General features: G+C 62.8%; 20 protein-coding genes. 10 read left to right on the top strand and 10 right to left on the bottom strand.

The annotated features are described in order from the left end of the window. Window positions 1-4: 4 nt before the first annotated feature. Window positions 5-1,006, bottom strand: a complete 1,002-nt coding sequence (locus FMM02_RS01325; RefSeq protein WP_147493179.1) for an NAD-dependent epimerase/dehydratase family protein — start codon at window positions 1,004-1,006, stop codon at window positions 5-7. Window positions 1,007-1,098: 92 nt separating this feature from the next. On the opposite strand from FMM02_RS01325, the gene acs reads away from it, so the two are divergent. Then, on the top strand, window positions 1,099-3,045 hold the full coding sequence (gene acs / locus FMM02_RS01320; protein WP_147493178.1) for an acetate--CoA ligase: 1,947 nt from the start codon (window positions 1,099-1,101) through the stop codon (window positions 3,043-3,045). A 24-nt stretch (window positions 3,046-3,069) separates the two neighbouring features. Beyond that, complete coding sequence (locus tag FMM02_RS01315) at window positions 3,070-3,714, top strand: PAS domain-containing protein (protein WP_147493177.1); 645 nt, start codon at window positions 3,070-3,072, stop codon at window positions 3,712-3,714. A gap of 43 nt (window positions 3,715-3,757) precedes the next feature. On the opposite strand, the gene FMM02_RS01310 is transcribed toward FMM02_RS01315, so the two are convergent. Next, window positions 3,758-4,180 (bottom strand): DUF2141 domain-containing protein, encoded by a 423-nt coding sequence (locus FMM02_RS01310; RefSeq protein ID WP_147493176.1) that lies wholly within the window; start codon window positions 4,178-4,180, stop codon window positions 3,758-3,760. Window positions 4,181-4,239: 59 nt separating this feature from the next. Here FMM02_RS01310 and crtY point away from each other — a divergent pair, with 59 nt between their 5' ends. Genes crtY through FMM02_RS01295 form a run of 3 tightly spaced genes read left to right on the top strand, consistent with a single transcriptional unit; the run spans window position 4,240 to window position 7,789 of the window. Next, window positions 4,240-5,382, top strand: a complete 1,143-nt coding sequence (gene crtY, locus FMM02_RS01305; RefSeq protein WP_246104795.1) for a lycopene beta-cyclase CrtY — start codon at window positions 4,240-4,242, stop codon at window positions 5,380-5,382. Then, window positions 5,382-6,860: a phytoene desaturase gene (locus FMM02_RS01300; protein ID WP_147493174.1), complete on the top strand. Its 1,479-nt coding sequence runs from the start codon at window positions 5,382-5,384 to the stop codon at window positions 6,858-6,860. Before crtY ends, FMM02_RS01300 begins: the two co-directional genes overlap by 1 nt. Then, entirely contained in the window at window positions 6,857-7,789 is a 933-nt protein-coding gene (locus FMM02_RS01295; RefSeq protein ID WP_147493173.1) for a phytoene/squalene synthase family protein, read from the top strand. The genes FMM02_RS01300 and FMM02_RS01295 overlap by 4 nt, the downstream gene beginning before the upstream one ends. Here FMM02_RS01295 and FMM02_RS01290 read toward each other — a convergent pair. From FMM02_RS01290 to FMM02_RS01255, 8 genes are all read right to left on the bottom strand, one after another. Further along, window positions 7,710-8,417: a sterol desaturase family protein gene (locus FMM02_RS01290; protein WP_147494919.1), complete on the bottom strand. Its 708-nt coding sequence runs from the start codon at window positions 8,415-8,417 to the stop codon at window positions 7,710-7,712. The genes FMM02_RS01295 and FMM02_RS01290 overlap by 80 nt on opposite strands. Window positions 8,418-8,451: 34 nt before the next feature. Beyond that, window positions 8,452-8,958 carry a sterol desaturase family protein gene (locus FMM02_RS01285; protein WP_187107808.1) on the bottom strand — a complete coding sequence of 169 codons (507 nt, stop codon included), beginning with the start codon at window positions 8,956-8,958 and terminating at the stop codon, window positions 8,452-8,454. A 184-nt stretch (window positions 8,959-9,142) separates the two neighbouring features. Next, window positions 9,143-9,976: a PhzF family phenazine biosynthesis protein gene (locus FMM02_RS01280; protein ID WP_147493171.1), complete on the bottom strand. Its 834-nt coding sequence runs from the start codon at window positions 9,974-9,976 to the stop codon at window positions 9,143-9,145. 118 nt (window positions 9,977-10,094) lie between these two features. Beyond that, window positions 10,095-10,727 carry a LysE family translocator gene (locus FMM02_RS01275; protein ID WP_147493170.1) on the bottom strand — a complete coding sequence of 211 codons (633 nt, stop codon included), beginning with the start codon at window positions 10,725-10,727 and terminating at the stop codon, window positions 10,095-10,097. Window positions 10,728-11,031: 304 nt separating this feature from the next. Then, the gene (locus FMM02_RS01270) at window positions 11,032-11,508 is read right to left on the bottom strand and encodes a MaoC/PaaZ C-terminal domain-containing protein (protein WP_147493169.1); all 477 of its coding nucleotides are present in this window, start codon (window positions 11,506-11,508) and stop codon (window positions 11,032-11,034) included. A gap of 11 nt (window positions 11,509-11,519) precedes the next feature. Continuing rightward, window positions 11,520-12,155, bottom strand: coding sequence for an NADPH-dependent F420 reductase (locus FMM02_RS01265; RefSeq protein ID WP_147493168.1), 636 nt, complete (start codon window positions 12,153-12,155; stop codon window positions 11,520-11,522). A 90-nt stretch (window positions 12,156-12,245) separates the two neighbouring features. After that, window positions 12,246-12,854 carry a membrane protein YczE gene (gene yczE, locus FMM02_RS01260; protein ID WP_147493167.1) on the bottom strand — a complete coding sequence of 203 codons (609 nt, stop codon included), beginning with the start codon at window positions 12,852-12,854 and terminating at the stop codon, window positions 12,246-12,248. An 81-nt stretch (window positions 12,855-12,935) separates the two neighbouring features. Beyond that, the gene (locus FMM02_RS01255) at window positions 12,936-13,820 is read right to left on the bottom strand and encodes a LysR family transcriptional regulator (RefSeq protein ID WP_147493166.1); all 885 of its coding nucleotides are present in this window, start codon (window positions 13,818-13,820) and stop codon (window positions 12,936-12,938) included. A gap of 83 nt (window positions 13,821-13,903) precedes the next feature. Between FMM02_RS01255 and FMM02_RS01250 the strand changes: the two genes are divergently transcribed. The 5 genes from FMM02_RS01250 to FMM02_RS01230 all read left to right on the top strand — a co-directional run bounded on the left by FMM02_RS01250 (window position 13,904) and on the right by FMM02_RS01230 (window position 18,232). Then, complete coding sequence (locus FMM02_RS01250; RefSeq protein ID WP_147493165.1) at window positions 13,904-14,788, top strand: MBL fold metallo-hydrolase; 885 nt, start codon at window positions 13,904-13,906, stop codon at window positions 14,786-14,788. 683 nt (window positions 14,789-15,471) lie between these two features. After that, complete coding sequence (locus tag FMM02_RS01245; RefSeq protein WP_147493164.1) at window positions 15,472-16,692, top strand: tyrosine-type recombinase/integrase; 1,221 nt, start codon at window positions 15,472-15,474, stop codon at window positions 16,690-16,692. A gap of 26 nt (window positions 16,693-16,718) precedes the next feature. Next, entirely contained in the window at window positions 16,719-17,381 is a 663-nt protein-coding gene (locus tag FMM02_RS01240) for a hypothetical protein (protein WP_147493163.1), read from the top strand. A gap of 85 nt (window positions 17,382-17,466) precedes the next feature. After that, window positions 17,467-17,682, top strand: coding sequence for a helix-turn-helix transcriptional regulator (locus FMM02_RS01235; protein WP_147493162.1), 216 nt, complete (start codon window positions 17,467-17,469; stop codon window positions 17,680-17,682). After that, window positions 17,675-18,232 (top strand): helix-turn-helix domain-containing protein, encoded by a 558-nt coding sequence (locus FMM02_RS01230; RefSeq protein ID WP_187107807.1) that lies wholly within the window; start codon window positions 17,675-17,677, stop codon window positions 18,230-18,232. Before FMM02_RS01235 ends, FMM02_RS01230 begins: the two co-directional genes overlap by 8 nt. Window positions 18,233-18,260: the final 28 nt, after the last annotated feature.

The following is an 18,260-nucleotide window of genomic DNA, read 5'->3' as shown; positions in this document are numbered from 1 at the left end:
CTCCTCAGGCGACCTGGTGATAATGTTTGAACCACTGGACGAAGCGCGGAATGCCTTCGTCGATCGTCGTTCTGGGCCGGAAACTATGGTCGCGTTCGATCGCGCTGATGTCGGCGAACGTATCCTTGACGTCGCCGGCCTGCATTGGCTGGAAATCGATCTGCGCCTTGCGGCCCATTGCCTGCTCGATCAGACCGACCATGCGCATCAGCTCTTCGGAGCGATGATTGCCGATATTATAGAGGGCATGGGGACTGCGGCTTCCGCCGGCCTTGGTTTCGCCATCGTCGCGCGGCGGAGCGTCGAGGCAGGCAACAATGCCGCTCACGATATCATCGATATAGGTGAAGTCGCGGCGCATCTCGCCATTGTTGAAGATGGTCAAAGGACGCCCTTCCATGAGCGCCTTGGCGAACAACCACATCGCCATGTCGGGGCGCCCCCAAGGGCCGTAGACCGTAAAGAAGCGCAGGCCCGTCATCGGCAGGCGGAACAGGTGGGCGTAGCTTTCGCTCATCAGCTCGTCGGCTTTCTTGGTCGCGGCATAGAGCGAAATGGGCTGGTCGACGCGGTCCTCGACGCGAAACGGAAGGCTGTCATTGCCGCCATAGACAGATGAGGAACTGGCATAGACGAAATGGTCGACCGCTCGGTGCCGTGCCAGCTCCAGCATGTTGATCTGGCCCATCAGGTTAGAGCGGACATAGGCCTGCGGATCGACCAGGCTGTAGCGAACGCCGGCCTGCGCGCCCAGATGAACGATCCGGTCGAAGCGGTGCGCGGCCACAAATTCGCTGAGCGCGTCCTGGTCCCCGAAGTCGACTTTGCCGAAGGTGAAGCCATTGCCATGTGCGGCCGCGACCCGGTCGAGCCGCGCCTGTTTGAGCGCCGGGTCGTAATAATCATTGAGATTGTCGATGCCGATCACTTGCTCGCCCCGATCGAGCAGGGCGAGGGCGACATGCGATCCGATAAATCCGGCCGCTCCGGTTACTAGGACGGTCATACCAATGTGCTAGCCGAGGCAGGCCGATGGCGCGAGGGGCTTTGCACCGACGCTACGGCAGCTTAGCTAATGGATGAGCAAGGAGAGGCCCGATGACCGAATCCCTGTACCCGGTTCCGGCCGAATGGGCGCGCAAGGCACTTGTCGATGCCGAACGCTATCGGGCGCTGTATCGTGAGTCGCTCGATGATCCGGAAGGTTTCTGGCGGCGCGAGGCGCAACGGATCGACTGGATTCGGCCATTTTCCAGGGTCGATGAATCGAGTTTTCACAAGGCGGATTTCGCAGTCCGCTGGTTTGCCGACGGCACGCTCAACCTCAGCGCCAATTGTCTCGACCGTCATTTGGCCGAACGCGGCGACGATCCTGCCATCATTTGGGAACCTGACGACCCCGCGGCCGAAGGCCGTACGCTGACCTATCGCGAGCTTCACCGGCTGACTTGCCGCTTCGCCAACCTGCTCAAGGCCAATGGGGTCGAACGCGGCGATCGCGTGACAATCTATATGCCGATGGTTCCGGAGGCGGCCGTCGCGATGTTGGCCTGCGCCCGGATCGGCGCGATCCATTCGGTCGTCTTCGGCGGTTTCTCGCCCGAGGCGCTCGCCGGTCGGATTCGCGATTGCGACAGCCGATTGGTGGTTACCGCCGACGAGGGGCTGCGCGGCGGCAAGCCGGTGCCGCTCAAGGCCAATGTCGATGAGGCGCTTCGGGATTGTCCGGGGGTATCCCGGGTAATCATGTTCCGGCGGACCGGCGCGGACGTCGAGATGAAGGAAGGCCGCGACATCGATTGGGCTGCGGCCATGGACGCGGCGCCGGAAGATTGTCCGCCCGTAGAGATGGGCGCGGAGGACCCGTTGTTCATTCTTTATACCTCAGGATCGACCGGGAAACCCAAGGGCGTGCTGCACAGCAGCGGCGGCTATGCGGTGTGGACCTCGCTGACCCACCAGATCGTTTTCGATTACCGGCCGGGCCAAATCTACTGGTGCGCAGCCGATATCGGGTGGATAACGGGGCACAGCTATATCGTCTACGGGCCGCTGGCGAACGGCGCGACCAGCCTGATGTTCGAAGGCGTTCCCAACTGGCCTGACCCGAGCCGCATCTGGCAGGTTGTCGACAAACACCAGGTCGAAATCCTTTATACGGCGCCAACAGCGTTGCGCGCGCTGATGCGCGAGGGGGATCAGTGGGTCAGCCGCACGTCGCGCAAGTCGCTGCGCCTGCTAGGAACGGTGGGAGAGCCGATCAATCCCGAGGCCTGGGGTTGGTATCATCGAGTGGTCGGTGAAGGGCGCTCCCCGGTAATCGATACCTGGTGGCAGACCGAAACCGGCGGGATGATGATCGCGCCACTGCCCGGCGCGATCGCGCTGAAGCCGGGAAGTGCGACCCGGCCCCTGTTCGGGGTTGAGCCGGCCCTGCTCGATGCCGAAGGGCGCGAGATCGCGGGGCCTGGCGAAGGCGCCCTCGTCATCAAGCGCAGCTGGCCGGGGCAGATGCGCACTGTCTGGGGCGACCATTCCCGTTTCTTTGAAACTTATTTCACGACCTTTGCCGGTTATTATTTTTCCGGCGACGGATGTCGCCGCGATGCGGACGGGGATTACTGGATCACCGGGCGGATCGACGATGTCATCAACGTGTCGGGACACCGGCTTGGCACCGCCGAGGTCGAAAGCGCGCTGGTCGCCCACCACTCGGTTGCTGAAGCGGCCGTCGTCGGCATGCCCCACGAGGTCAAGGGGCAGGGCATCTATGCCTATGTGACCGTCAATGCGGGGCTGGAGCCGGACGCCGCGATGCGCGCCGAGCTGATCAGCTGGGTCCGCAAGGAGATCGGGCCAATCGCCACGCCTGACGTCATCCAGTTCGCGCCAGCTCTTCCCAAGACCCGCAGCGGAAAGATCATGCGCCGCATCCTGCGCAAGATCGCGGAAGGCGAGCTGTCCAGCCTTGGCGACACATCGACGCTGGCCGATCCCTCGGTTGTCGACCAGCTTATCGCCAACCGGACTTTGCCTGTTGCCTGATCGCATGCCATCCTGCGCCGCGAGATGGCGAAAGACGTAGCAGAGGCGGACGAAAGCGAATTTCAGCAATTGCTCGATGCGATTCACCGCACACCGATCCCCACGGTTGTCACCGACAAGCGCCAGGCCGACAATCCGATCGTAGCCGTCAACGAGGCTTTCGCCCGGCTGACCGGCTACGAGGTTCAAGAGATCCTCGGCCGCAACTGCCGTTTCCTCGCCGGGCCGTCGACGGATCCCAAGGCCCAAGCCGTGCTGCGCGATGCCGTTGACCGGGGTGAACCCGCGGTCGCCGAGCTGCTCAACTACCGCAAGGACGGAAGTCCGTTTCGCAACGCCGTGATGGTCGCGCCGGTGCGCGACGGTCGCGGCGAGGTGGCGATGTTCATCGGATCGCAGATGGAAGTCGGCGAAAACGGCCGGGCAGGAGGGCTGCGCAAAAACCGGGCCCGTCACCAGGTCGACGGCCTCACGCCCCGGCTACGACAGGTTTTGTCGCTGATGGCGGCGGGATTTCGCAACAAGCAGATTGGCATCCGCCTGGGGATCGAAGAGAAGACCGTGAAGATGCACCGGGCAAGACTGATCAATGCGCTCGGGGTCGCCAGTTCGGCGGAAGCGATCAGGATCGCGGTGGAAGCGGACCTACCGACCTCCGGCGATCATTGAAGAGGAAAAGTCGAACGCCCTGAGAAGGGCGAACTCCTACCACCTAAAGGAGGTATTGCATGCGCACGCTCGCGCGGGTGAAACCGGGAGCGAGGTCAATGTCGACGGATTCAAATTTCGGCGCACCGAAGCGTATCGTCGGATTGCGCGAAAATCCGAACCCTTCGCGCGGGATGCCCATGAACATGTCGAGCCGAGCGTTGGAGTTTTCATCGTGAACCAGGGTCACCGCATAGCGGCCCGGCGCAACACCGGTCAGGCGAAACTGGTGCTCGGCCGTGGGCACCGTCCGGCGCAGTGCCGAAGGGTCTTTGATGCAATTGGGAAAATGCACGGGGTTGCGGGTCAGGCAAAGGTGCAGTTGTCCCTTGCCGTTTCGCAGTCCCTCCACGTTAATTTCAATGGTCGCGGTGGGATCGTCGGCGGCGATCAGCAACAGGAAGGCAAGGGGCAGGATGGTACGCATCGTCTGATCTCCTACCAGCCGCCGTGTAGTTCCGCCAAGCGCAGCCTACCTGGATGGGAATGAACCGTGTCATTATTGCCGGCGGCGGGCTAGCTGGCTGCCTGACCGCGCTGGCGCTGGCCAGGCGCCGCCCGGACATGGAACTGCTGGTCATCGAGCAGGGTGACCGCTTTGGCGGCAATCATACCTGGTCCTTCTTCGATACCGATATCGAGCCCGACGCCCGCTGGGTGCTCGACGGCATCAAGACCCATCGCTGGCCCGACCACGACATCCGCTTTCCACGGCGGAAGCGCAGGCTCGGCATCGGCTATTCCTCGATCCGGTCCGCCGACCTGCACCAGATGATGGTCGCCAGCCTTGAGCCCGACAATTATCGGCTTGGCACCGCAATCTCGGCGGTCGAGCCTACTCAGGTCAGGCTCACCGACGGCACGTCGCTTGCGGGCGATGCGATCATCGATGCGCGCGGAACCGGCCAGAACGATGCGCTGGACCTCGGCTGGCAAAAGTTCGTGGGCCGAATCTACCGGTTTGCGCGTCCTCATGGTGTAGCCCGCCCGGTGATCATGGACGGAACCGTCGTCCAGGAGGACGGCTATCGTTTCCTCTATTACCTGCCGTTCAGCGACACCGACCTGTTGATCGAGGATACTTATTATTCCGAACGGCCCGTGATCGACCGGCCGCGACTGCAGGCGGCTCTAGACCAGGCGGCAGGACAGCTGGACGCCGGCAAGGCGGAGGTCATCGACGAGGAGGAAGGCGTGTTGCCGGTCATAATGGGAGGCGACTTCGATCGCCTGTGGCCGGCCGACGACGGCCTGCCCCGGATCGGTGTCCGCGCAGGCTTCTTCCACCCGACCACCAGCTATTCCCTGCCGGACGCGGTGGCGAACGCCGCCCTGATCGCCGCGCAGGCCGAACTCCATTCCGCCCCGCTGGCCGGTTTCCTGCGCGCGAGAGCGAAGGCATTATGGCGCCAACGGGCATTTTTCCGAGGGTTGAATCGCATGTTGTTCCGCGCCGCACGCCCCGAAGAGCGCTACAAGGTGCTTGAGCATTTCTATCGTTTGCCACCTGCGCTCATCGGCCGGTTCTACGCCGGGCGATTGGGTCTGCTCGACCAGGCGCGGGTGCTGACGGGCCGGCCGCCGGTAGCGCTCGGCCGCGCAATTTCGGCGATGTTGGGGAAAAAGTGATGACCAGGCGCGCGGCGATCATCGGTTCTGGGTTCGCTGGACTTGCGCTGGCGATCCGCCTGCAATCGGCGGGCATCAAGACGGTCATCTACGAAGCGCGCGACCGGCCCGGCGGACGCGCCTATTACTGGGAGAAGGACGGCCACATCTTCGATGCCGGTCCAACGGTGATCACCGATCCAGACTGTCTGCGCGAACTTTGGGCGCTGAGCGGAAGCGACATGGCGCTCGACGTCGAACTGCTGCCAGTCAGTCCTTTCTACCGCCTGTCCTGGCCCGACGGTTCGACCTTTGATTATGTCAACGACGACGAAGGGCTGGAACGGCAGATTCATGCGCTCGATCCCCGCGATGTCGATGGGTATCGCCGTTTCCTCAAATATTCTGCGGGCGTTTTCGAGGAAGGCTATGTCAAGCTTGGCGCCGTTCCTTTCCTCGATTTCAAATCGATGCTGAATGCTGCGCCGCAGCTTGCGCGTTATCAGGCCTGGCGCTCGGTCTATGCCATGGTGTCTCGGTTCGTCCGCAACGAGAAGCTTCGCCAGGCCTTTTCTTTCCACACGCTGCTAGTTGGCGGCAACCCGATGACGACCAGCGCCATTTATGCGCTGATTCACAAGCTGGAACGCGACGGCGGTGTGTGGTTTGCCAAAGGCGGCACCAATCGTCTGGTCGCCGGGATGGTCGCCCATTTCGAACGGCTGGGCGGGATTCTGCGGCTGAACGAACCGGTCGAGGAAATGGAGGCCCACGGAGACCGTATCAGTAGTCTGCGAACGGCGTCCGGGTGGAGCGAGCATTTCGACGCGGTGGTATCTAACGCCGACGTCTTGCGGACCTATGAAATGCTTGGTCATCCGTCTGCGCGATCGGCTGCCCGCCGGCTTCGCCGAAAGCGCTATTCGCCTTCGCTGTTCGTGCTCCACTTTGCCGCAGAGGGAAGTTGGCCTGACGTTCCGCATCACAACATCCTGTTCGGCCCGCGCTACAAGGGCTTGCTCGACGAGATCTACAAGGGACCGGGACTGCCGACCGACCCGGCGCTTTATGTTCATCACCCGACCGTCACCGACCCGTCGCTGGCGCCGCCGGGCAAGTCGACCTTCTACGCGCTGGCGCCCGTCCCGCACCTTGGCAACGCGCCGATCGACTGGGCGGTCGAGGGTCCGGCGTTCGCCGAACGGCTGATCGATCTGCTGGAAGAGCGCCTGCTGCCCGGGTTGCGCGCCAATTTGACCGGACATTTCCATTTCGGACCCGCGGAATTCGAAACTGAACTGCGGTCTCACCTCGGGTCGGCGTTTAGCCTGGAGCCGGTATTAACCCAAAGCGCCTATTTTCGCGTGCACAATCGGGATTCGACTCTGTCAAACCTGTATTTCGTCGGTGCTGGGACCCATCCCGGTGCCGGCATTCCAGGCGTCGTGGGTAGCGCGAAGGCGACTGCCGGCCTGATGATCGCGGATCTGGCCGAGTGAACCGCGCGGCGATCGTTGCCGGGGCCAAGGAAGCCATCCAGCGTGGGTCGAAGTCGTTTCGGGCCGCCAGCAGTCTGTTCGATGAGCGAACGCGCGAACGCGCGTGGCTGCTTTATTGCTGGTGCCGCTATTGCGACGATGTCGCCGACGGGCAGCATTTCGGCTTTGGAAGCGGCGAGCGGGGCAGCGTCGTCCTGCTGCGCAGTCGGAGCCGCCTTGCCGCGGAGGGTCAGCCGGGAGACGGCATCGCTTTCCAGTCGCTGGCACAACTGACAAGCGAATGCCCGTTACCGACGCGCCTGATCGAGGATCATCTCGAAGGCTTCACGCTTGATGAGCAGGAATGGCGGCCGCGGACCGAGGCCGACCTAGCGCGCTATTGCTACCATGTCGCGGGCTCGGTGGGCTGCATGATGGCGATCATCATGGGCGTAAATGACCAGGATTCAGAGACGCTGGACCGCGCCGCCGACCTCGGCATCGCCTTCCAGCTTTCGAACATCGCGCGCGACATCGGGGAGGATGCCGCCAACGGCCGATCCTACCTGCCGGCGGACTGGCTAGCGGAAGCGGGGATCGAGCCCAGTAACATCATGGCGCCTGAGCATCGCTCCGCGCTGGCCACGATGACTGCCCGGCTGGTTTCGATGGCAAAGCATTATGAGGCGAGTGCACGGCTCGGCGTCGACACCCTGCCGTTCCGCTCCCGGCTCGCCGTGCTGACGGCGCTGCGGATCTACGGTGCAATTGGACGGCGGGTCGCCGCGCTCGGCGCCGATGCCTGGGACCAGCGGGTGACGATCGGCAAGATGCGCAAGCTTAGCTTCCTGCTCCCCAGCTTCGTCGAGGCTATGATTGGGGGGCTGCGGCCTCGTGATCGAAGCGGCCCAATCCCCGGTCGGTTCGGCAAAGCCGGTCCCAGAACCTGAAATAAAGCCCGAAGTTGCAGCGATATTTTTCGTGATGCTTCTGATGGTGGCTAGCGGTGATCAGCCATTCTCCAAGCGGTCCCCGGACCAGCCAGCGCGGAAACATCTCCCAGCCCATATGATTGGTGACCCCCATCACGGTCATGATGGTAAGGACGACCAGCAGCGCTCCGTAGTGAATCGGGACCAGCAGGACTAGCGCCGGGATGAGCACGGCGCCGCTCAGCGACTCCCAGGGATGGAAGCTCATCGCCGCCCAGGCCGTAGGTTCGCGGCTGGCATGGTGGACGGCGTGGGCGCGTTTGTAGATCGCCGGGCGATGCATCCAGCGGTGGGTCCAGTAGAACCATGTGTCGTGCGCCAGCAGGTAGGTGATCACCGACGCCGGAAGCCACCACAGCGGATAGGTCGAAACATCGCTATAGACCCGGGTCCATCCATGCGCCTGCCAGCCCCAGGCAAGCAGCCCCGCGGGGGCCCCGTAAATGATGGCGCTGGCGAGCGACCAGGCGATTTCCTGACGCACTTGGCGCGTCCGGCCGCGATAGAGCGTGGGGAGCCTCCGGGCGGTCAGCCAGGCGAAGCCGCCGCTGACCGCGAGGTAGCGCACGGCGACGATCAGGCTCATCGCGGCGACCGAGGCGAAAATGGCGGTCACTGGGCTAGGCCCGCGGCTGGCGAAGCAGGACCTGCTCGCTGTCGGCGATCTGGCGCTTCAGGACATGAGGGGGCGGGGCCCAGAGGAAGCCGAAGCTGACTGCGCCCTGCTTCCCCTCGATCGCGTGATGCAGCCGATGGGCCTGGACGATGCGCTTCATATAGGAGGATTGCGGAGCGTAACGGTGGCCGATGCGACGATGGACGATGACGTCGTGAAACCCGAAATAGATCGCGCCATAGGCGGCGATGCCGGCCCCTGCCGCGATTGCCCAGCCGCCCCAACCCAGATGAACCCCGCCATAAAGAAGCAGGATCGACGGCAGCGCGAAAATCACCGCGTAAAGATCGTTCGCCTCGAACCGGCCGTGGCGTTCGCGGTGGTGGCTGCGATGCAGGAACCAGCCGGGCCCATGCATCACCCAGCGATGCGCGGCATAGGCAACCACTTCCATCGCCGCGACGGTGGCGAGGAACAGGAGGAAGAGGGCGGGATAGCTCACCACGTCCATATAGGATCATCGGCCACCCTGCCCAAGCGAAGTTTGGGGCTGTTGGGTCGACTTTAGGACATGGTGAACGCAATTCTCGATTGGACGTATCGATGCTGAGTAGGGACGCAAGTCCGGTGTCGCATGCGACCGGCCTTCGCAAGCTCGGCTGGCTGGGGCGGCTCGTTCCCCGGACCTCGAGCGCTCACGAAAGTCGCCGTACGGTTCCACTGACGCGGATCGATGATCCGCGCTCCGCCGGTATCTCCGCGACGATCCTCGATGGAGCGCCCATGTCCTCGCCCTGCGAGATGTCAATGCGTCCTTCGTGCGGCCAATCGATGTCGCGCAGGTATCCCGATAACGCTGCCGCGGCGGCGCCGGTGGCAGGGTCTTCAAGCACGCCGCCTGCCGCGAAGGCATTGCGGACGTCGAAGTGCCGCGGAAAACGCGGAACGACCAGTGCGATAGTCGTCAGGCCGTGAATGCGCATCAATGCGGCTCCGGCGCGAAGATCGTAGTTCATTGAGCGGAGACTTTCGCGCGATGTTAGGCAGAGGATGAGATGATCGGCTCCCGCATGCGCCACCGCAGGAGGAATCGAAATATTCAGATCTTCAACATCGTAGCCGAACAGTTTCAGCGCAGCTTCAACCAGATCGTCCGATGCCGGCTCGCTGCGGGTAGGCGGAGAGTTCAATTCGACGCGCAATCCGCCGCTCGCGCGGGTCGCGCTGACCATGATGCTGCCGTCGTTCAAATCCAGCGAGAAAGACCCTTCGCCGACGCGGTCAGCGAGCACGGCGCCTAAAGCGATTGTTGCATGGCCGCAGAACGACACCTCCATTTCCGGCGCGAAATAGCGGACGCGCCATCGACCAGGGCTAAGCGGCACTGCGAAAACCGTCTCGGAATACCCGACGTTCGCGGCGGTCGCCATCATGTCCTCTGGTGAGGGCCAAGATTCCATCAGCGCCACTCCAGCGGGGTTCCCGCCAATGTCGCCATCGGCGAACGCTGCCAGACGTTCCAGTTTCATGAGGTTTTCCTTTGTTTGAAGCCAGTGATGCGGTGGGGCTAGTGGACGAGACCATTGGCGGGCTCGCGGGGCGGCCGGACTGCATCCGGCGAGTGCCTCTTGGGTGACATTGCGCTCATCAGCGTCGGACTTCGGTTGCCATTCTGACGGCGAGCCCGGCCAATATTGTCCCCATGATCCAGCGCTGGAGCACCGCGAACGAAGGACGGCGAGAAAGGAGCAGCGACAACGAGCCGGCAAATGTCACGATCAATGCGTTTACGAACGCACTTATGACTATTTGCGTCGCGCCGAGGGTAATGGCCTGCCCAAGAACGCTGCCGTTGTGAGGATTGATGAATTGCGGGAGCAGAGACAGGTACATCACGGCAATCTTCGGATTGAGAAGGCTCGTGAGAAAGCCCATGAAGAAAAGCTTTTTCGTGCTGTCCCTGGGCAGATCCTCGACTTGGAAGGGCGAACGGCCGCCGGGACGGACGGCCTGCCACGCCAGCCACAATAGATAGAGCACGCCCGAAAAACGGATTGTGTCATAGGCATAGGGCACCGCCAGCACGAGGGCAGTGATGCCAAAGGCTGCGCATAGCATGTAGAATACGAAGCCGAGCACTATTCCGCCCAGCGAAACCAGGCCAGCGGTTCGGCTCTGGCAGATCGATCGCGAGACCAGATAAAACATGTTCGGTCCCGGAGTAAGAACCATGCCCAACGCTATAGCCGCGAAGGCAAGCAGGCTGCTCAACTCGGGCATTTTTCGCCCCGCGGTTCGGGATTGCTGGCATCGGCCTGCCTCACAACCGCTCGGCGTAGCCGGAGGGCATTGAGTTCGATCAGAACTCCCGCAGAAGCCGCCTTCCGCCCAAGAGCGGCTCCGTCGGACGGTTTTCCCGCAGCGCGTACCGGTCGCCCGTCAGACCGGCCCCGGCCGCGCGACCGAAGAAATGGGAGGGGCCCACGATCGGGCACGAAGATGGGCTTCCCGGAATGGGCACCCCATGAACTATCTGCGCTCGACGGGAGTCCCGGGAACAGGTCGTGACGCGGGCGCTCCTGCCTCATGCCGCATTGCGCTTTCTGGCAAGGACAATGCGCGATGGTACGAGGGTCGAGACCGCGAAGGTCATCACCGCCTCGTCGCGCTGGTTTAGCGTCTCAATCTCCACATCGAGCGTTCCCGCGGGCTGACCGGGTTCGTGAGCGACCGCGACGACGCAGCCGCGCACCCGAAGCGTGTCGCCGGGACGGACCGGGCGCCGCCAGCGCAGGCCGTCCAGCCCCTTTCCGATCAAGCCCCAGGCATGACCGATGTCGCGCTCGAAAATCAGGCGATGGGTGATGGCAATCGTGTGGAAGCCGCTCAGCGTGAGGCCTTGGAAGATCGGGTGGCGCCGGGCCTCGGCCGGATCAACATGGAAGCTTTGCGGATCGTGTGCTCGGGCGAATGCGAGGGCCTCTTCCTCGGTCGGGGTGTGGGAGCCAGTCTCGAATGTCTCGCCGGCTGCAAAATCCTCAATGTAGCGAAGCGTGGTCATGATGCTCCCTTTCAGCCGAGCAACCGCCAGTTCATGCGGGGATAGGAGCCGAGCCGTCGGCCGATGGCTCCGGTGATCATCGTCATCCGCTCGATGGCGCGGGCGTTGATCAGGGGTCCAGCGTCGAGGTAGCGGAACGGAGTTCCCTCGCTGAGGCAGAGGAAGTGCACCTTCGCGTCCTCGTCGTCGCCAACGAGGAAGACGTCACTCGGGATACCGGTAAATAGCGGGTCGTCGAGGACCGCCCAGTAGACGTTCTTGAATGCGCCGACGACGCGGGCCTTGGGAAGAGCGCGGACGAGTTCTTCGGCGCCGCTTGAGTCCCACGGCGTTAAAAAGTCCGAATAGTCATGATTGAATGGATTCGAGATGTCGATCAGCAGCTTGCCATCGAGCGCCGGACGGTGTGCGGCCAGAAGGTCGAGCAGACCGTCGCGCAGGAAAACCGCGGGGAGGATCGCCGGAGCGGCGAGCGCATCCTCATAGCTGCCGGGCAGAATGCGCGGGTCTTGCAACTCGCGCGCCACTGCTGCGGCGCGGGCGGGATCGCGCGAACCGAGCCGCACCGTCCGCCCCGCTTCTGCGTACATGCGGGCGAGCCGGACCCCCATTCTGCCCGTTCCAAGGATGCCAATGTCGATCTTCATTCTGCCTGCCTTTCGACTGGCAAGATGCGCCTTCATGCGGCGTCCGACTAGCCGGCACTTTCGGTCTGCTGCGTCCATTCCGATGGACAATCAGCAGGTCTCGCAGGCGAGCGCCCGTACCGTTGGGGCGGGAGTGAAGACGGGGAGAAATGCCTGGACCAGCGGCCCGATGGCGAGGGCGAAAAGCACCGTCCCGAGCCCCGCAGTTCCGCCGAGCAGCCAGCCCGAGCCGAGTACCGCGAGCTCGATCCCCGTCCGGACCCGGCGCAGGGGCCAACCTGTACGCGCGGACAGGCCCGTCATAAGGCCGTCGCGCGGGCCCGGCCCGAAGCCGGCGCCAATATAGGCCGCGCCGGCGATGCCGCACAGGAAGACCCCTGCCGCCATTACGCTCCAGCGGAGCCCTAGCCCGGAAAGCTCTGGCACCAGCGCCAGAAACAGGTCGGCGGCAATGCCAATGACGAAAATGTTGCTGATCGTTCCGAGCCCCGGGCGCTGTTGGAGCGGGACCCAAAGCAGCATGACGAGAATGCCGACGCCGATGACGATCGTGCCGAAGCTCGCCTCGACCCGACCTGAGAGGCCTTGGTGCAGAACGTCCCAGGGATTAAGACCGACATTTCCCCGTATCATCAGCGCCATCGAAAGCCCGTAGAGAAGCAGTCCGAAATAGAGTTGTACAAGGCGACGGACGAGCATGTTCAGTCTCCTGAGAACGCCCTAAAGATGCGCTTTCGCGGGCACGGAAACCAGCTGCCCTGGACCGGATTGACCGTCCACTCAGATGGACGATGCGCGGCCGCTCAGCGCCGCCACCAGATGGTCCGCGAACGCCTTCACCCGCGGCGTCATGTCGCGCCGTGAGGGGAAGACGAGATAGAGGGCGGACGGCTCGCTGGTCCAGCCGTCCAGCAACCGCTCGAGCCGACCGCCCGCGACTTCGTTCGCCACAACCGCGTCGGGTAACGCGGCAATGCCGAGCCCGGCGAGCGCCAGCCGGCGGAGAAAGGCGAAATTGTCCGAGACTATCCGCGGCTCATGGCCGGCGAGCGGATCGACGGCACGCAGAACTCGGCTTTGCGACGTGGAGGTGAAGAGGAGGAGGTCGTGATTTTCGAGGTCGGGTAGCGAAGCGGGGCGGCCGCATCGATCGATGTAACCGGGGCTGGCGAAGAGACCAGAAGCGATCTCGCCGACCTTCCGGATGATGTGGCCCGCACCGCCGGGATCGCCGCCGCGGAGCGCCAGGTCGATGTTCTGGGCGACGAGATCGAGCGGCTGGTTTGTGAGCAGCACGTCAAACCGCACCTTCGGATGCGCGCTGCAGAAGCTCGCCAACGCGGCGGTGATCGCGTCACGGGGGAATTCAAGCGGCGCGGTGAATCGAATCCGGCCCGAGAGCACGCCTTGCTCGGCGGTCGTGGCGGCCTCGGCGTCCACCAACGTGTCGACGGCGCATGCGACCGTTTCGAAATAGGCCGAGCCCTCCGAGGTGAGCGAGAGCTGGCGAGTGGAGCGTTTCAGGAGCTGCGCGCCGAGCCGCGCTTCCAGCGCCTGCACCCGTGCGCTGATCGTCGATTTGGGAACGCCGAGCCGTCGCGCCGCCGCCGCGAAGCCGCCGGCGCGCACCACCTCGACGAATACGCGGGTTTGGTTGAGGTCCATGCGCGATTGTCCATTCAGCCGGACACGCCGTCCGGTTCAGCCAAGATAGTGGAGGCAAGGTCGGTTCGCTAGATATTCCAGCCATGGAACAGACTGCTTTCGCGAAGGCGGTGCTCGGCGTCGGATCGGCGCTCTCGCTGGTCTCCCTCGGAGGCCATCCGGCGCGGGCGGAGGAGCCTTGCCCCGTAAAGGCGCTTTGGGTCGGCGGGCCGACCCTCGTATTCCGCTTCGGACCGATCCGCATTGTCACCGACCCGGTGCTCGGCAAGGGACCTTCGGCTTCCCGGATGTTCGATCCCAACAGCGGCACACCGGACTCGGTCCATGCTCGGCTGTTAAGGCTCCCGGAGGTAGATCTCGATCCGGCCGATCTCGTCCTCATCAGCCACGACCATGCCGATCATCTCGGCGAAATCGTGCTGGCGAGGCTGAAGGATCGGCGTTTCGTCTTGCCCCTCGTTCAGGCTGAGACGCTGCGCGGCCGCGGCGCCGCCGACGTGCTCGGCCTGCCTTGGCGCTCGTCGCATACGGTCCATAGGGAGGGTTATTCCGTACGGATCACGGCGGTGCCGGCGCAGCATTCCGAACGGCCGGAGCGGCTTGCGCTGCTCGGAGATGTCAACGGCTACTGGCTAGAATTCAGGCATGGCGCCTATCGCCGAACGGTCTACTGGACGGGGGATTCCTTCCCTATGCCGGCCGAGATCAGCGCTGATCTGCGCCATCCGGACCTGCTCGTCGCCCATCTCGGCGGTGTCGGCGCGGAAGGGCCGCTCGGCCAGGTCACCATGGGCGCGCGGCAAGCATTGTCCTTTGCTCGGGCAGTCGAGCCCAAGGCGGTACTGCCGATCCATCATTCGACCTTCTCGGATTATCGCGGGCCGATCGAGACGTTCGAACGCGCAGCAGCAAGCCAGCCTTGGCGGCTGGAGCGGGTCGCCGAGGGAGAAGAGTTGGTTCTGCAATGACGATGAAAGCCGCCTGGTAGGATAAGCAGGGTCTCGCAGGCGAGGTCCTGCGCGTCGGCGACATGGCGAAGCCAAGGGGTCAGCCCGGGCGAGGTGCCCCCCGGGTCCGCGCTTCGGGCGTCAACCGTCCGACGCCTGGCCGTGGCGGCTCCCGCGGCAATGTTGCCATGCCCTATTCCTGCGTCGTACCGAACAATGACGGAGCAGGCATCGTCGAAGCGGTCGGCACCGGTGTGGCGGAAGCGCGGATAGGCGAGCGGTCTGGCTCTTCGAGGCGCGGCTCGGCCGCGCCTTCGGCACGGGGGCGGCCTGTGTCGCCTTGCCACGCGGTGCCGAATAACCGACGGGCTTGGCTTCGCCGAGGCCGCCTGTCTCGGCGTGCCCACGCTCACCGCCCCGAGTCACAGAAACGGTCACCGTGGGGTCAGGCCAGCCAGCCTTACACCTCGTCGAAGGCAATGTGAGTTAAGTTGTTGAAAAGTAGGTGGTGGACGCACTAGGGCTCGAACCTAGGACCCGCTGATTAAGAGTCATATTTTCTGGCTTTCTCAGCGTTGCGGATATTTTCCGCGAGTTTCAGAAAATCGCAATAAAACAATATGTTATGTGCGCAACGCGGTTCTTCCCTTGGCAGCCCATTTCCGGTACGGTGCTTATATCGTGCTTATTTGAAGGGCCCGATAATGCCGACGGGAAAAATCACGAAACGATCGGTCGACGCATTCCAGGCAGGAGCTAAAGACGCCTTCCTGTGGGATGACGAGTTGAAGGGGTTCGGCCTCCGCCTGACCGCGATGGGCGCCAGGTCCTACGTCCTTCAGTACAGAATGGGCGGCCGAGAGACTCCGAGCCGCCGTTACACGATCGGTTCCCACGGTTCGCCCTGGACACCCGATGCGGCTCGTAAGGAAGCCATCCGCTTAATAACTCTTGTGCGGCAGGGCATAGACCCTGTTGAAGCCGACAAGGTGCGGCGCCGGCAAGCCGTCGAATTGGCCTTTGACGATTATGTCGACGCGTTCACCAAAAACTATCTCAAGAAGCGATGGAAGCAGTGGCAATTGGGCTCGGGTGTCCTTCGACGCGAGGCAATCCCGGTGCTTCGGAATAAACCGCTGCCCAAGATTGCTCGTTCCGACCTCAATCCAATTTGGGATCGCCTGATGGATCGTCCAGCAGTGGCACGCCTTACCCATGCCACGTTGAGGAAGCTATTTCGCTGGGCCATTAGTCGCGGCGACCTCGAGCGATCTCCGATGGAGGGAATGGAAGCGCCACCCCCGGTTCCTGCTCGAGACCGCGCGCTGTCCGACGAGGAGCTAGGAATTGCCTTCCTTAATCTCGATCGCCTGGGGAAGCCGTTCGAGCCCTACTTTAAGCTGCTTATTTTCACTGCGCAGCGACGTGAGGAAGTTGCCCGGATGGCCTGGTCCGAATTGGATCGGCCGAAACGGGAATGGATTCTACCTGCAGCTCGAACCAAGAACTCGAAGGCCCATCAACTGCCTTTGAGCCTGCCAGCAATCAAAGTGCTTGATGAGCTTGCCGGCGGCTCAGCGTGGCCGCGGTCAGGTCTCGTCTTCACCACGACGGGAGAGAGCCCAATTTCGGGTTTTTCGAAGGCTAAGAAGAGACTGGACAGCCTAATGGCGGCCGCGATTGGTGATCGATACACTCATTGGCGCGCTCACGACATCCGCCGAACGGTCGCCACCGGACTCCAAAGGCTCGGGACCCGGCTGGAGGTCACCGAAGCCGTTCTCAACCATGTAAGTGGCTCCAGAAGCGGCATCGTTGGCGTTTATCAGACCTACAACTGGGAGCCTGAGAAGCGGGCAGCGCTCAACGAGTGGGCCAAACATGTGCTGAGATGCACAGCATCACAGCGAAGCGCCGCCGGGTGAGGTACGGATTGCCCCAAAAGTCGCCGATGCGCACGGCCTGGATCTCGCTCGCCTCGGGGCTAACCTGGCTGTCATTCGATCACGCATTCGAAATTGCCGACCTGATCGCTTGGATTGATAGGCACCCGCGCGAGTTCAAGGAACAAGTCCAACGTCAGCTTCCAAAAGAATGGCAAAAATTGGCCGATGCGGCGTGCGAAGGAGCCATCACAATTCGGGCCCGCGAGCGCTTTGGTCACCGGGAAGTCGAATTGGGCGTCGACGAGCTCCGTAACTTTCGCTTTCTCGTTATTGGCATTGAGAGCCAACCGTTCCTTCAGCTCGAGCGCTTCGACTTCACGTTCAGTGAAAGCTTCAAAGGTGCAGCCAAGCTACTAAGGGACGGCTTCCTGGATCCGATAATCGATCGCCGGTCAGTTGTTACCTACAAGCGCGCTCACGGGATGGCTGCGAGACGTCGTTGGGACAATGCAACTTACCTGGCGGCCGTACATTGGCTGGAAACTGAGCTCACCCAATTGCCGGCTCAGACTGGCTTACAAGCGACGTTTCTCGACCAGCTCATGAGCCGGTTCAATCTCCCCGAGTACGTCGCACGCAAGGTTTGGACCTGTGCCGCAAAGCGCTTGAATTGGCCGCTCCAGGGCCGGCCCAAAAAGTCTGAAAAGGAAATATCTCGAAATTCGTGATCCCTTGCCCGGTTTTCTAGGTGGCACGCGCGAACGAAATTGCAGACCGCCGCCGCGAGTGGCGGCACGATGGAGGGACGTTCCGATGGCGCCAGAATCGCCGATGGGCACCAAGCAGGCAGCGAACTACCTGGGCCTCAGCAAGTCGACCGTCGAAAAGCTTCGGCACTTTGGCGGGGGTCCTCGCTATCTGAAACTGGGCCACTTGGTCCGGTACCGCCCCGCTGACCTCGATGAGTGGATGACGGAAAGGCTGATTGGCAGCACCTCCGAAAAGCCGGCGACCGCCGGCAGTGACTAAGCGCTACAACACTCGGCTGTTGCATTCGTATCGTCTCTACACCATCCCGCAGTTGGCTAAGCTGCTTCGGGTCGGGAAGAACACGATCAGTCGCTGGATTTCGCTTGGCCTTGTGCCGGTGGATCGGAAGCGGCCCTACCTCTTCAAGGGTTGGGTGATCGCGGAGTTCTTGCTGGCTCTCAATCCGCCCCGCTGCCCGCTGCGGCCAGGCGAACTGTTCTGCACGCCCTGCCGCAAGCCGCGGCGACCGAGCGGCGGAGTTGTGACCCTGGAACCGAAAACGCCGACTTCGGCCAACTTCAAGGGCACTTGCCCCGATTGTAAGAGGCGCTTGTTTCGTCGGGTCCGGTACGCGGAGATTCCTCAAAAGCTCGGTGATCTCATCATCCGATACGAAGATGAGAACGCACCTGTGTCCAGTTCGGCTAACCGTCCTTGTGTCGAATACTCCGAGGAGGGCGTCGGAACGATTTTCGACGATGACGGCGGGGGGGATCCCTGCCCGAGTTGTCCCCAGCCTCAGTCCGTTGGCGAAGGGACGATCGGCTAAGCATTTTTGGATGTGGCAATATTACGGC

It is taken from the genome of Sphingomonas xanthus, from assembly GCF_007998985.1.
Taxonomy (GTDB): Bacteria; Pseudomonadota; Alphaproteobacteria; order Sphingomonadales; family Sphingomonadaceae; genus Sphingomicrobium; species Sphingomicrobium xanthum.
Note: the sequence above shows the minus strand (reverse complement) of the source record. Positions and strands in the feature narration are given on the sequence as shown.

Excerpts from the sequence above, each read along its gene's own strand:
- FMM02_RS01310 (WP_147493176.1), bottom strand. The coding sequence starts at position 4,180 with ATGCGTACCATCCTGCCCCTTGCCTTCCTGTTGCTGATCGCCGCCGAC.
- FMM02_RS01275 (WP_147493170.1), bottom strand. The coding sequence starts at position 10,727 with ATGCCCGAGTTGAGCAGCCTGCTTGCCTTCGCGGCTATAGCGTTGGGC.
- FMM02_RS01250 (WP_147493165.1), top strand. The coding sequence starts at position 13,904 with ATGGAACAGACTGCTTTCGCGAAGGCGGTGCTCGGCGTCGGATCGGCG.
- FMM02_RS01265 (WP_147493168.1), bottom strand. The coding sequence starts at position 12,155 with ATGAAGATCGACATTGGCATCCTTGGAACGGGCAGAATGGGGGTCCGG.
- FMM02_RS01290 (WP_147494919.1), bottom strand. The coding sequence starts at position 8,417 with ATGAGCCTGATCGTCGCCGTGCGCTACCTCGCGGTCAGCGGCGGCTTC.
- FMM02_RS01285 (WP_187107808.1), bottom strand. The coding sequence starts at position 8,958 with ATGGACGTGGTGAGCTATCCCGCCCTCTTCCTCCTGTTCCTCGCCACC.
- acs (WP_147493178.1), top strand. The coding sequence starts at position 1,099 with ATGACCGAATCCCTGTACCCGGTTCCGGCCGAATGGGCGCGCAAGGCA.
- crtY (WP_246104795.1), top strand. The coding sequence starts at position 4,240 with ATGAACCGTGTCATTATTGCCGGCGGCGGGCTAGCTGGCTGCCTGACC.
- FMM02_RS01240 (WP_147493163.1), top strand. The coding sequence starts at position 16,719 with ATGCGCACGGCCTGGATCTCGCTCGCCTCGGGGCTAACCTGGCTGTCA.
- FMM02_RS01315 (WP_147493177.1), top strand. The coding sequence starts at position 3,070 with ATGGCGAAAGACGTAGCAGAGGCGGACGAAAGCGAATTTCAGCAATTG.
- FMM02_RS01325 (WP_147493179.1), bottom strand. The coding sequence starts at position 1,006 with ATGACCGTCCTAGTAACCGGAGCGGCCGGATTTATCGGATCGCATGTC.
- FMM02_RS01235 (WP_147493162.1), top strand. The coding sequence starts at position 17,467 with ATGGCGCCAGAATCGCCGATGGGCACCAAGCAGGCAGCGAACTACCTG.
- FMM02_RS01255 (WP_147493166.1), bottom strand. The coding sequence starts at position 13,820 with ATGGACCTCAACCAAACCCGCGTATTCGTCGAGGTGGTGCGCGCCGGC.
- FMM02_RS01245 (WP_147493164.1), top strand. The coding sequence starts at position 15,472 with ATGCCGACGGGAAAAATCACGAAACGATCGGTCGACGCATTCCAGGCA.
- FMM02_RS01270 (WP_147493169.1), bottom strand. The coding sequence starts at position 11,508 with ATGACCACGCTTCGCTACATTGAGGATTTTGCAGCCGGCGAGACATTC.
- FMM02_RS01300 (WP_147493174.1), top strand. The coding sequence starts at position 5,382 with ATGACCAGGCGCGCGGCGATCATCGGTTCTGGGTTCGCTGGACTTGCG.
- yczE (WP_147493167.1), bottom strand. The coding sequence starts at position 12,854 with ATGCTCGTCCGTCGCCTTGTACAACTCTATTTCGGACTGCTTCTCTAC.
- FMM02_RS01280 (WP_147493171.1), bottom strand. The coding sequence starts at position 9,976 with ATGAAACTGGAACGTCTGGCAGCGTTCGCCGATGGCGACATTGGCGGG.